We start from the raw sequence: 11,879 nt of genomic DNA, 5'->3' as shown, positions 1-11,879 counted from the left end.
CGATTCATCCGCCCGGCTCAGCGTTGCGTCGGCGGATCCCGAGCGCGTCTGGAGAAGAGAAAGACAATCCCCCTTGATCAAGTACCTCGCACGCCGCGCCCTCGGCTGGCTGCTCATGATCGTGGTCGCGACGAACCTCACCTACTTCCTCGCGTGGGGGTTCCTCGATCCGCGCAGCAACTACGTGGGCCGTCGTCCTCCGCTCAGTGAAGAGCAGATCAACAACCTCCTCGTGCCCCGCAACCTCAGCGACACCGTGCCGCTCATCGAGCGCTGGTGGAACTGGTTCACCAGCATCCTCCTCCGGTGGGACTGGGGGGTGAGCCCGACCGGCGGCTCCGTCAACGAGCAGGTCGCGTACCGCATGTGGGTCAGCGCGGAGCTCGTGCTCGGCGCGACGATCATCACCACGATCCTCGGCATCGCGCTCGGCGTGTACACGGCCTCCCGCCAGTACAAGCTCGCCGACCGCATCGGCCAGGCCACCAGCATCATCACGCTGAACATCCCGATCGTGGTCGCGGCCTTCGCGATCGTGCTGCTCGCGATCGGCCTCAACAACGCCACCGGCACGCGCATCTTCTATGTGACAGGGAACGCCAGTCAGGGGGTCGAGGGCTTCTTCCCCACCCTGATAGATGTGCTGCAGCATCTGACGCTGCCGACCATAGCCCTGGTGCTCACGGGCTACGCGAGCATCCACTTCCTGCAGCGCTCGCTGCTGCTGGACAACATCAACGCCGACTACGTGCGCACCGCTCGCGCCAAGGGCCTCACCAAGCAGCAGGCCATCCGCAAGCACGCGCTGCGCACCTCGCTGATCCCCGTCGCCACGCAGGTCGCCTTCACGATCCCCGCCATCTTCACCGGTGCGGTCCTGACCGAGACGATCTTCGCGTGGAACGGCATGGGCAAGTACTTCATCGAGACCATCTCGAAGAACGACATCCACGGAACCGTCGCGATCGCGGCCTTCGGCGCGGTCCTCACGGCGATCGGCGCGATCCTCGCCGACATCGCCGTCGTGGTCCTCGACCCGCGTGTGAGAGTGAGCTGACATGAGCACCGACATGCTCGACCCGACCATCCACCCGGACCCCGCGGCCGCCGGCCCCGAGACCACCCGCGTCGCGACGAAGCGCCTGTCGAAGTGGAGCCTGTACTGGCGGCGCTTCTCCCGCAACCGCGGTGCGCTCATCGGCCTGGTGATCTTCGCGCTGCTCGTGCTGTTCGCGATCTTCGGCCCGCTGATCGCGCGCTACGACCACGTGGAGCTCGACTTCCTGAACCTGAGCACCCCGCCGTCCACGGAGCACTGGTTCGGCACCAACAACGCCGGGAACGACCTGTTCGCGCAGGTGGCAGTCGGCCTGCAGCGCTCTCTCATGATCGCGCTCACGGTCTCGATCGGCGTCACGATCGTGTCGGCCCTGGTCGGCACGGCCGCGGCCTACTTCGGCGGCTGGACCGAGCGCATCTCGCTCCTGATCATCCACTTCATGATGGTGATCCCGAGCTTCCTGATCCTCGCGATGATCTCGAACAAGGCCGGCGGAGACTGGCGCGTGATCGCGCTCATCATGATCTTCGTGATCGGGTGGTACTTCCCCGCCCGCGTCATCTGGACCATGGCCCTGTCGCTGCGCGAGCGCGAGTACGTCAGCGCGGCCCGCTACATGGGCGTGGGCGGCATGAAGATCGTGCTGCGCCACCTGCTGCCGAACATCGGCTCGCTCCTCGTGATCAACTTCACCCTCGGCGTCGTCTCGGCCGTCGTGACCGAGACCGGTCTGTCGTTCCTGGGCTTCGGCGTCAAGATCCCCGACGTGTCGCTCGGCGCGCTGATCGGTGCCGGCTCGAGCTCGCTCACCACGGCCCCGTGGCTGTTCTACTTCCCGGCGGCGGCGCTGACCCTGCTCACGGTGTCGATGGCGTTGATCGCCGACGGCCTGCGCGACGCCCTCGACCCGACCTCGGCTGCAGGAGGCCGCGCATGACCAACGTCCTCTCCGTCCGCGACCTCAAGGTCAGCTTCGCCTCCGAGGCCGGCCGCGTCGACGCCGTGCGCGGCGTCTCGTTCGACCTCGAAGCCGGCAAGACCCTCGGCATCGTCGGCGAGTCCGGCTCCGGCAAGTCCGTCACCTCGCTCGCGATCATGGGACTCCTCGACGAGAACGCCAAGGTCACCGGCTCGATCATGTACGACGGCAAAGAGCTGATCGGCATGAGCGACAAGCAGCTGTCGGTGATCCGCGGCAACGGCATGTCGATGGTCTTCCAGGACCCGCTGACCTCGCTCACCCCCGTCTACACCGTGGGCGACCAGCTCATCGAGGCCCTCACGGTGCACCGCAGCCTGTCGAAGAAGGATGCGTGGGACCGCTCGGTCGAGCTGCTGAAGCTCGTCGGCATCACCGAGCCGGAGCGGCGCATGAAGTCGTTCCCGCACGAGTTCTCCGGCGGCATGCGCCAGCGCGTGGTGATCGCCATCGCGATGGCGAACAACCCCAAGCTCATCATCTGCGACGAGCCGACCACGGCCCTCGACGTCACGATCCAGGCGCAGATCCTCGATCTGATCGAGAAGGCGCAGGACGAGACCGGCGCCGCGGTGATCATGATCACGCACGACATGGGCGTGGTGGCCCGCACGGCCGACGACGTGCTGGTGATGTACGCGGGCAAGCCCGTGGAGCAGGCGCCCGTGCACGAGCTGTTCCACAAGACGCGCATGCCGTACTCGATCGGCCTGCTGGGCGCGATCCCGCGCGTGGACAAGGGCGACAAGCAGCCGCTCACCCCGATCAAGGGCAACCCGCCGCTGCTGATCGACCTGCCCGACGCGTGCCCCTTCGCCGACCGCTGCCCCATCGTGATGGACGCGTGCCGCGCGAAGGAGCCGGAGCTGCTCCCCGTGGCCACCGGCTCGGGCGACCTGCACCGCGCCGCCTGCATCCGCTCGCACGAGATCGAGGACGGCGGCCTGCTGGGCGGCCTCCCGGTCTACCCCGTGCGCGCGGTGCCGGAGAGCGACCTCACGCGACTCCCGCGCGAGGAGCGCCCGGTCACGCTCGAGGTCAAGAACCTCACGAAGACCTTCCCGCTGCTCAAGGGCGCGTTCCTCAAGCGCAAGGTCGGCGAGGTGCAGGCGATCAAGGGCATCAGCTTCGACGTCCGTGAGGGCGAGACGATGGCCATCGTCGGCGAGTCCGGCTCCGGCAAGACCACGACCCTGCTGCAGATCATGGACATGGTCAAGCAGAGCGAGGGCGACATCGTGATCGCCGGCACCAGCGTCAACGACATCCACAGCCGCAAGGTGGAGCGGGCGCTGCGACGCGACATCCAGATCGTGTTCCAGGACCCGATGGGCGCCCTCGACCCGCGCATGACGGTCGCCGACATCATCTCCGAGCCGCTGTTCGCGATCGGCACGCCCAAGGAGGAGGCGCACCGTCGCGTGGACGAGCTGATGGACCTCGTCGGCCTGAACCCGGCGCACAGCGACCGATTCCCCCAGGCGTTCTCCGGCGGTCAGCGGCAGCGCATCGGCATCGCCCGCGCCCTGTCGACGAACCCGAAGATCGTGGTGCTCGATGAGCCGGTCTCGGCGCTCGACGTGTCGATCCAGGCCGGTGTGATCAACCTGCTCGACGAGCTGAAGGTGAAGCTGGGCCTGTCCTACCTGTTCGTCGCGCACGACCTGTCCGTGGTGCGCCACATCGCCGACCGCGTGGCCGTGATGTACCTCGGCGAGTTCGTGGAGCACGGCGACGTGGACGACGTGTTCGACAACCCGCAGCACCCGTACACGCAGGCGCTGCTGTCGGCCATCCCCGTCCCCGACCCGGATGTGGAGCGCACCCGCCAGCGCGTCGTGTTCGACGCGGCGACCATGTCGACCAAGCCCGCGACGGTCTGATCGCCGCGGTCGCGGGGTTGCTGGTCACCGTCCGATAACGGTTAGGCGCGATTCACTCCGGGGCGGTATGCCGGTCGCGACCGCGAACTATTCTTCCCTTTATGAAACGCCGAAAGGCGAAAGGAGCACCATGAAGAACAAGAAGTTGCTGGGGGCGATCGCGATCAGCGGCGCCCTGGCACTCGCCCTCGCGGGTTGCGCGAGCGGGTCCGGAAACACCGGTGGCGGGGACAACGGCGGCGACAAGGTCGAGACCAAGTCCGCCGACTACAACCCCCAGGACCGCAGCAACCTGCAGGAGGGTGGCGAGGTCAACTTCCCGATCAACGAGATCCCCGAGCAGCTGAACGCCTTCAACGGTGACGGCAGCGCGGACACCGTGCGTCTGTGGTCGTGGTACATGCCGCAGATCCTGCTCGTCTCGCCGGAGGGCGAGGTCACGAAGAACGACGCGTACCTCGACGCCTACGACATCGGCGAGAAGGACGGCAACACCACCATCACGTTCACGTTCACGGACGAGGCCCACTTCAACGACGGCACGGACATGGACTGGACGGCCATCGACGCGACGTGGAAGGCCAACCGCTCCTACGACGAGGGCTTCACCCCCAACGCGACCGACGGCTACAAGCAGATCAAGAGCGTCGAGCAGGGCGACTCCGCCAAGACCGCGGTCGTCACCTTCGACGGCATCTACGCCTGGCCGTCCATGGCGTTCCTGACCGGTGGCGTGCTGCACCCGGCCGTCGCCGACCCGACCGTCTTCAACGAGGGCTTCATCGGCAACATGCACCCCGAGTGGGGCGCCGGACCGTACACGGTCGACACGTTCGACCCGAACGGCGGCTTCGTCTCGTTCAAGCCGAACCCCGAGTGGTGGGGCAACGCACCGCTGCTCGACTCGGTGACCTTCACGGCGATGGAGCCGGACGCCGCGATCAACGCCTTCAAGAACGGCGAGATCGACATGGTGGGCGCCAACACCAACGACCGTCTGAAGCAGCTGCAGGACGTCGACGACACCACGGTGCGTCGCGCGCAGCAGACCGCGAAGACGATCATCATGGTCGACGCCGACAAGCCGCAGTTCGAGGACATCGACGTGCGCAAGGCCTTCTTCATGGGCATCAACATCGACCAGCAGAAGCAGATCGCGTGGAACGGCCTCGGTTACGAGGAGCCGGCCGCCGGTTCGCTGAACCTGTACGCGTTCCAGGACGGCTACTCCGACTCGTTCGCGACTGCCGGTCTGAAGAACGATGTCGACGCCGCCAAGAAGCTGCTCGACGACGCCGGCTGGACCGAGGGCGACGACGGCATCCGCGAGAAGGACGGCGAGAAGCTGTCCATCACCTACCCGGTGTTCGGTGAGGACCCCACGCTTGAGGCCCTCGCGAAGTCGCTCCAGGCGCAGCAGAAGGAGATCGGCATCGACATGCAGATCGACGTCCGCCCGTCGGCCGACTTCTCGAACGACCTGACGTCGAAGAACTGGGACGCGGTGTCGCTCCGCTTCACCGACTCCGACCCGTTCGGCCCGGCCTGGTTCTGCCAGCTCTACTGCTCGGACAGCCAGCTGAACCTGTCGGGCACCGGCACGGCCGAGATCGACAAGCAGATCGCCGACGAGGTCGAGTCGCAGAAGGATGCGGAGTCCTGGACCGCCGCCTCCATGGAGCTCGAGCCGAAGATCATCGAGCAGACGTGGGGCGTCATCCCGCTCTACAACGGCCCGTCGATCTACGTGGTCAAGAACGGCCTGGCGAACCTGACGCCGGAGCCCTACGTGGGCCTCGACCTGTTCGGCGTCACGCCGGTCGAGAACGTCGGCTGGGAGAAGTAACACCCTCTGACACGTCTCGTGTCGAAGCGGGGTCGGTGGTTCGCCACCGGCCCCGCTTCCTTATGCTGAAGACGTGAGCGTCCAGACCGTCCTCGTGCACGGCATCCGCACCTCGGCGACCATGTGGCGCTCCCAGGTGGCCTACCTCGAAGAGCACGGGCATCCCGTGACCGCGCTCGATCTTCCGGGGCACGGCTCCCGCATGGCGGAGGACTTCACGCTGCACGAGGCCCTCCACACGATCGACGCCGCCGTGCGCGCCGCCGCCGAGCGCGGACCGGTGCTCCTCGTCGGCCACTCGATGGGCGGACTACTCTCCCTCGCCTACACCGGCGGCGCCGAGCGTCCTCCGGTCGCCGGGCTCGTCGCGGCCGCCTGCACCTCGCTCCCCCAGGGCGCAGGGCTCCGCGCGTATCGACTGTTCGCACGGGCCGTCGACTCCCTCCCCGACCGCGGCCTGTGGCTCACCCGGCAGCTGCTCGCCGCCACGATCCCCGCCGAGAACCGCGCCGACTTCCAGGCCGGTGGCTACGCGCTCGACATGCAGGACACGGCGCTGCGCAGCCTGGCCGCCCTGGACGTGGCCGCCGCCGTCCCGCGCATCGCCGTGCCCCTGTGGTTCGTCAACGGGCAGTACGACCAGCTGCGCCTGAACGAACCGCTGTTCCGCCGACTCGCACCGCACGCGGAGCTCATCGTGGTCCCCCGCACCACGCACCTGGTCACGGCCATGCGACCGCGGGTGTTCAACGCGGTGCTGGCCCTCGCGATCGCCACCGTCGAGGCACAGGCCGAGGACTCATGAGCGGGCGGGCTGCCGTGCGAACGCCGTGAGCAGACCCCCCACGAGCGACAGCACCGCAGCGGCGAGGAAGACGAGCCAGAAGCCGCCGACCAGCGCCACCAGCCCCGCCCCGAGCACCGGGCCGATCAGCTGACCGAGCGCCGCGGTGACGTTCACGATGCCGAGGTCGCGCGCGTGGTCCTGCTCGTCCGGCAGCAGGTCGGCCGCGAACGCGAGTCCCACCGTAGAGAAGGCGCCGTAGCCGAGCCCCATGAGCGCCGCGGCGACCATCGTCATCTCGAACGTGGGCACCAGCACGATCGCCACCCCGGACGCTGCCTGCACCACGGTCGCGGCGACCGTGAGCGTGCGGCGCCGCCCTGTCCGGTCGGACACGAGGCCTGTGACCACCGATGCGAGCACCACGAACACCGTGTAGACGACGATCAGCAGCAGCAGGTTGTCCTGGGCGGTCGCGTTCTCCTGCCCGAGCCCGTGCAGCAGGAAGAACAGGAACAGGGCGGTGCCGAGCGCGTTGCCGATGTTGGTCACCAGTCGACCGGACAGCATCCAGGCGAAGTCGCGGTCGCGCAGCGAGGCCAGTCGGGGGCGTCCGGCGTCACGGGGACGCAGCGCCTCGGTCGTCGGTGGGTCGGGCAGCAGGAGCGCGGCCACCGACCCCGCGATCGCGATCACCGCGGCCAGGAGCAGGTAGCCCGACACGATGTCGAGTCCGAGCAGCACGACCAGCCCGACGCCGAGCACGATCCCGACCGCCTGAGCAGAACCGACGGCGGCCGAGGCGGCCCCCCGCTGCGTGGTCGGAAGCTGATCCGCGATCAGGGCGGTGAAGGCGGCCGACGACACCGCGACGCCGATCGAGACACCCACCCACCCGGCACCGACCGCCCAGGGTCCGGTCGCGAACCCGGTCAGCACCAGGCACAGGGCTGTGAGCCAGACGCCACCCAGCGCCCACGGGCGTCGGCGGTGCCGTCCGGCGCGCGCGCGATCCGACAGGGCACCGGCGGCCGGACCGGCGACGATGCCCGCGAGCCCGCCCACCCCGAGCACGAGGCCGGAGGACACGACCCCGCGGATCCAGTCGTCCTCCGGGGTATCGAGCTGCAGCGGGAGGAGCAGCTGCACCGGGGTGAGCTGCACGGTCCAGATCGCCAGCCACGCCAGCGTGAACAGCGACATCCACCGCGCGCCGGCCCGGACGCGGTGCGTCGCCGGAGCCGCGGTCATCGCCGGACCGCCGACATCGTGGCACCGGTGCGGACGGAGGCGATCAGGTCGCGGTACCAGTCGTACGAGGCCTTCGGGGTGCACTCCCCCGTGGCGAAATCGACGTGCACCAGCCCGAAGCGCTGGGTGTAGCCGTCGGCCCACTCCCAGTTGTCCAGCAGCGACCACACCGTGTACTCCTCGACCGGCACTCCGGCGTCGATGGCCTCGGCGACCGCGGCGATGTGCCCCGACAGGTAGGAGATCCGGTCGGCGTCGTCCACGCGGGCCGCCGTGTCGGGCTCGGGGAAGGAGGCACCGTTCTCACCGATGATCACGGGCGGCAGCTGCGGGTGCCGGGCGTGCAGGTCGATCAGCAGGTCGCGCAGGGCGGACGGCATGATCGGCCACTCCGGTCCGAAACCCGTCACCGGCACACCGGGGGTCGGCACGATGTCGAACGGGATGGAGCCACCGGCGGGAGCGGCGGTCACAGTCGTGGGGTTGTAGAAGTTGACGCCGTAGAAGTCGATCGAGCCGCCGATCGCCGCCAGGTCGCCCTCCTCGACGGGCAGCGGCGGCAGCCCGAGCGCCTCCAGGTCGGGATACGCGCCGTCGAGCAGCGGGGTGCTGAAGATCCGGTTGTGCAGGAGGTCGTAGACGAACGCCGCCTCGTGGTCCTCTGGCGCATCCTGCAGCGGGAGGACCCAGGTGTGGTTGTTGACCAGTCCCACCGCCGTGGCCCCCCGCGTGCGCAGCGCCGCCGCGGCCCGCGCGTGTGCCAGCAGCTGGTGGTGCGCGGTGGGCAGCGCGTCGAACAGCAGCTGCTTCCCCGGCGCGAGGGCACCCACGGCATAGCCCTGGAGCGTCGTCATCGCCGGCTCGTTGAGGGTGTACCAGTGCGCGACGCGGTCGCCCAGGCGGTCGGCCACGATCGCCGCATACTCGCCGAATCGCTCGGCGGTGTCGCGCGCGAGCCACCCGCCCGTCTCCTCCACGGTGCTCGGCATCTCCCAGTGGAACAGCGTGGGGAACGGCGTGACGCCGCGCTCCAGCAGCAGATCGACGAACCGGGAGTAGTGGTCGAGGGCTGCGGTGTTCCCGCGCCCACGTCCGTCGGGCTGCACCCGCGCCCACGGGATCGAGAAGCGGTAGCGGTCGAGGCCGAGGGCGGAGGCGAGGTCGGCGTCACGCTCGGGATGGCGGTAGCTGTCGCAGGCGGGGTCGGCGGTGGAGCCGTCGACGATCGCGCCGGGAGCTTCGAGGTAGTCGTCCCAGATCGAGCGCCCTCCCCCGTCGGCGGAGCGCGAGCCCTCGATCTGGAGCGCCGAGGTCGCCGCAGACCAGCGGAGCCGGCCGAGCGCGGGGGAAGGAACGGAGGCGGGGGTCATGGGGCTCCTTGACGTCGTTGTCGGGTCAGGATGATTCTGCACCCGGTACCACTCCGAGCGCGACGCAGTTTCGCGGACGCGGCCTCGTTTCGCGCGATGCATCCGGGACTGGTAGAGTTGACTCTTGGCTTGCGTGTGGGTTCTTCCCTCACGACCGTCGTGCAGCAGCCCTCTTCTGCTGCCGGCACTCCGAACAACTCCTGTACAGAAAGCGTCCACACGTGGCAAACATCAAGTCGCAGATCAAGCGCAACAAGACCAACGAGAAGGCTCACGAGCGCAACAAGGCCGTGAAGAGCGAGCTGAAGACTCTCGTCCGCCAGACCCGCGAGGCCGTCGCCGCCGGCGACAAGGCCGCCGCCGAGAAGGTCCTGAAGAAGGCCACGGTCAAGCTCGACAAGGCCGTCAGCAAGGGCGTGCTCCACAAGAACCAGGCGGCCAACCGCAAGTCGGCCATCGCCAAGAAGGTCGCCGCTCTCTGAGCATCTGATCATCCGGAAGGCCCGTCTCCTCGCGAGGCGGGCCTTCTGTCGTTCCCGGAACACGTGGGGTCGACACGGGACAAGCGAGGGGCCGGGAACATGCCCTCCATCGCGGAGGCGGCGTGCAGCGGCACACGCTCGCGCCGGGACTGCGCGCCGGCGACGTGCATCTTCACGGGTGGCGGACCGCTGCCAGGCTGCGGGCGCCGCACGCTCAGCCGCCGAAGGGCTCCCGCGTGGCGATGACGGTGACCATGCGCTCGAGCGCGAAGATCGGGTCGCGGGCGGCACCCTTCACCTCGGCGTCGGCGCGGGCGGTGGCCTGGATCGCCATCCCGAGCGACCGCTCGTTCCAGCCCGCGAGGTCGCGGCGGGCGCGGTCGACCTGCCAGTCCTTCATCCCGAGGCGCTGGGCGAGCTGACGGCTCGGCTCCCGATTCCCGGCGACCCGCGCCATCGTGCGCAGCTTCATGGCGAACGCCGCGACCATGGGCACCGGATCCGCTCCGGAGGCCAGGGCGTGCCGCAGCGACACCAGGGCCTCGCCGTAGCGCCCGGCGATCGCCGTGTCGGCGACGACGAACGCCGACACCTCGACCCGGCCCCCGTAGTACTTGGTGACGACCTCTTCCGTGACGTCGCCCTCGACGTCGCCGATCAGCTGCTGGCAGGCAGCGGCGAGCTCGGTGAGGTCATCGGCGAACGCGGAGACCAGGGCTCGCAGGGCCGGGGGCGCGATGCGCTTCTTGGCGGCCGCGAACTCCCCCGCCGCGAAGTCGACCCTGTCGCCGTCTCGCTTGATCGCCGGGCAGGGGATCTCGATGCCCCCGCCCGTGCCGGCGCGCAGGGCGTCGAGCAGCTTCTTGCCACGAACGCTCGCGCCCGTGTGACGGAGCACGACCGTAGCGCCCTCCTGCGGTTGCTCGAGATAGGACACGGCCTCCTGCAGGAACGCGTCGGAGCACTTCTCGACGCCGGAGACCCGCACCAGGCGCGGCTCACCGAACAGGGAGGGCGACGTGAGGGCCAGGAGCGTGCCCGGCGCGTAGTCGTCGGCGCGGACGTCGCTGACCTCGAGGGCCGGATCCTCGGCGCGCAGATAGTCGCGGACACCGGCGATCGCACGCTCGGCGCAGACCTCTTCCGGACCGGAGACGAGCACGATCGGGGCGGGACGGGGCTCGCGCCACGACAACTGCGGGATCTTCGCGGGCTTCGCGCCACCGCGGGCGGGAGGACGGGACGCTGCCATGACCCCAGCCTACCGGCGGCGTCCGACACCGCGATCGGACGAGCGCTGCCGCTGGTTCGGCGCAGACCTGCACGATGACCCGCTGCCGCGGCGACGACCTCGACGCTCGGGAGTCGTCTCGCTCCACATCGCCAGAGCGCCGTGACGCAGCCCGAGCAGGATGCGTCCGCGCTCGTCGGTCCGATACACCTGGGCCCCCAGCGCGCCCAGCAGGTCGAGCGTCTCGCGGCGCGGGTGCCCGTAGTCGTTGTCGGCGCCCACGCTGATGAGCGCGACCACGGGTGACAGCGCCTGGTAGAGCCCGGGGTCCTGGTCGGCGCTGCCGTGGTGGGCGACCTTCACCACCGCGTACGGGCCGAGGCGCTCCGAACGCTGGAGCAGCCGCTGCGCAGGGGCCGACAGATCGGCGAGGAAGAGCGAGCGAGGCACCCCTCCCCCGCTAAACTCCATCACGACGCCGAGGTCGTTGCCCGCGGGGAACGCCGCCGTATCGCGAACGGGCCACCGCACGCGCCAGGTCGCCCCGCCCAGGGTTCCCCTGAGCCCCGCGGACGCCTGCTCGACCCGTGCTCCCCCGGCCGCGAGCGAGGCGAGGGTCCGCTCGTCGTCCGCGTCGGCGGTCGGCCCGTGCAGCACCGCGGACACCCGGCCCCGCACGGCCTCGACGCCGCCCGCATGGTCCAGATCGAAGTGGGTGAGCACGAGCAGGTCGAGTCGGTCGATGCCGAGCGAGCGCAGGCAGTCGCGAAGAGGTTCCGGCGCCGGACCGGTGTCGATCAGAGCCACGGCGCCCTCGGATCGGACGAGCAGCGCGTCGCCCTGACCCACGTCGCACGCGGCGATCGACCAGCCGTCCGGGGTCGCGGCCGTCGCGAGGGGCCCGCCGAGCAGGGCCTGCGCCCCGGCGAGGGAGCCCGCGACCACGAGCACCGTCACGGCGCCACCGCGCAGCACGGCGCCGCCGCGCACGCG

The 11,879-nt window shown here is 69.5% G+C and carries 10 protein-coding genes; 6 read left to right on the top strand and 4 right to left on the bottom strand.

The window, feature by feature from the left end:
• The first annotated feature begins 73 nt into the window (after positions 1–73).
• The 5 genes from KZC56_RS15655 to KZC56_RS15635 all read left to right on the top strand — a co-directional run bounded on the left by KZC56_RS15655 (position 74) and on the right by KZC56_RS15635 (position 6,573).
• Complete coding sequence (locus KZC56_RS15655; protein ID WP_136030537.1) at positions 74–1,057, top strand: ABC transporter permease; 984 nt, start codon at positions 74–76, stop codon at positions 1,055–1,057.
• Between the two features lies 1 nt (position 1,058).
• The gene (locus tag KZC56_RS15650) at positions 1,059–1,997 is read left to right on the top strand and encodes an ABC transporter permease (protein ID WP_136030535.1); all 939 of its coding nucleotides are present in this window, start codon (positions 1,059–1,061) and stop codon (positions 1,995–1,997) included.
• Positions 1,994–3,922 carry an ABC transporter ATP-binding protein gene (locus KZC56_RS15645; RefSeq protein WP_136030533.1) on the top strand — a complete coding sequence of 643 codons (1,929 nt, stop codon included), beginning with the start codon at positions 1,994–1,996 and terminating at the stop codon, positions 3,920–3,922. Before KZC56_RS15650 ends, KZC56_RS15645 begins: the two co-directional genes overlap by 4 nt.
• Positions 3,923–4,052: 130 nt before the next feature.
• Entirely contained in the window at positions 4,053–5,768 is a 1,716-nt protein-coding gene (locus KZC56_RS15640; RefSeq protein ID WP_247638969.1) for an ABC transporter family substrate-binding protein, read from the top strand.
• A 73-nt stretch (positions 5,769–5,841) separates the two neighbouring features.
• Positions 5,842–6,573, top strand: coding sequence for an alpha/beta fold hydrolase (locus KZC56_RS15635; RefSeq protein WP_247638968.1), 732 nt, complete (start codon positions 5,842–5,844; stop codon positions 6,571–6,573).
• Here the strand turns inward: KZC56_RS15635 and KZC56_RS15630 are convergent.
• The gene (locus KZC56_RS15630; RefSeq protein ID WP_206251123.1) at positions 6,568–7,803 is read right to left on the bottom strand and encodes an MFS transporter; all 1,236 of its coding nucleotides are present in this window, start codon (positions 7,801–7,803) and stop codon (positions 6,568–6,570) included. The genes KZC56_RS15635 and KZC56_RS15630 overlap by 6 nt on opposite strands.
• The gene (locus tag KZC56_RS15625; RefSeq protein ID WP_247638967.1) at positions 7,800–9,173 is read right to left on the bottom strand and encodes a glycoside hydrolase family 1 protein; all 1,374 of its coding nucleotides are present in this window, start codon (positions 9,171–9,173) and stop codon (positions 7,800–7,802) included. Before KZC56_RS15625 ends, KZC56_RS15630 begins: the two co-directional genes overlap by 4 nt.
• A 221-nt stretch (positions 9,174–9,394) precedes the next feature.
• Between KZC56_RS15625 and rpsT the strand changes: the two genes are divergently transcribed.
• Positions 9,395–9,655 (top strand): 30S ribosomal protein S20, encoded by a 261-nt coding sequence (gene rpsT / locus KZC56_RS15620; RefSeq protein ID WP_136030523.1) that lies wholly within the window; start codon positions 9,395–9,397, stop codon positions 9,653–9,655.
• Positions 9,656–9,869: 214 nt separating this feature from the next.
• Here rpsT and holA read toward each other — a convergent pair whose 3' ends face one another.
• On the bottom strand, positions 9,870–10,907 hold the full coding sequence (gene holA, locus KZC56_RS15615) for a DNA polymerase III subunit delta (protein WP_247638966.1): 1,038 nt from the start codon (positions 10,905–10,907) through the stop codon (positions 9,870–9,872).
• A 9-nt stretch (positions 10,908–10,916) separates the two neighbouring features.
• Positions 10,917–11,876 (bottom strand): ComEC/Rec2 family competence protein, encoded by a 960-nt coding sequence (locus tag KZC56_RS15610; protein WP_247638965.1) that lies wholly within the window; start codon positions 11,874–11,876, stop codon positions 10,917–10,919.
• Positions 11,877–11,879: the final 3 nt, after the last annotated feature.

The organism is Microbacterium sufflavum (genome assembly GCF_023091155.1).
GTDB lineage: Bacteria > Actinomycetota > Actinomycetes > Actinomycetales > Microbacteriaceae > Microbacterium > Microbacterium sufflavum.
This window is presented reverse-complemented; position numbering and strand designations above follow the sequence as displayed.

Excerpts from the sequence above, each read along its gene's own strand:
- KZC56_RS15650 (WP_136030535.1), top strand. The coding sequence starts at position 1,059 with ATGAGCACCGACATGCTCGACCCGACCATCCACCCGGACCCCGCGGCC.
- KZC56_RS15640 (WP_247638969.1), top strand. The coding sequence starts at position 4,053 with ATGAAGAACAAGAAGTTGCTGGGGGCGATCGCGATCAGCGGCGCCCTG.
- KZC56_RS15625 (WP_247638967.1), bottom strand. The coding sequence starts at position 9,173 with ATGACCCCCGCCTCCGTTCCTTCCCCCGCGCTCGGCCGGCTCCGCTGG.
- KZC56_RS15645 (WP_136030533.1), top strand. The coding sequence starts at position 1,994 with ATGACCAACGTCCTCTCCGTCCGCGACCTCAAGGTCAGCTTCGCCTCC.
- holA (WP_247638966.1), bottom strand. The coding sequence starts at position 10,907 with ATGGCAGCGTCCCGTCCTCCCGCCCGCGGTGGCGCGAAGCCCGCGAAG.
- KZC56_RS15630 (WP_206251123.1), bottom strand. The coding sequence starts at position 7,803 with ATGACCGCGGCTCCGGCGACGCACCGCGTCCGGGCCGGCGCGCGGTGG.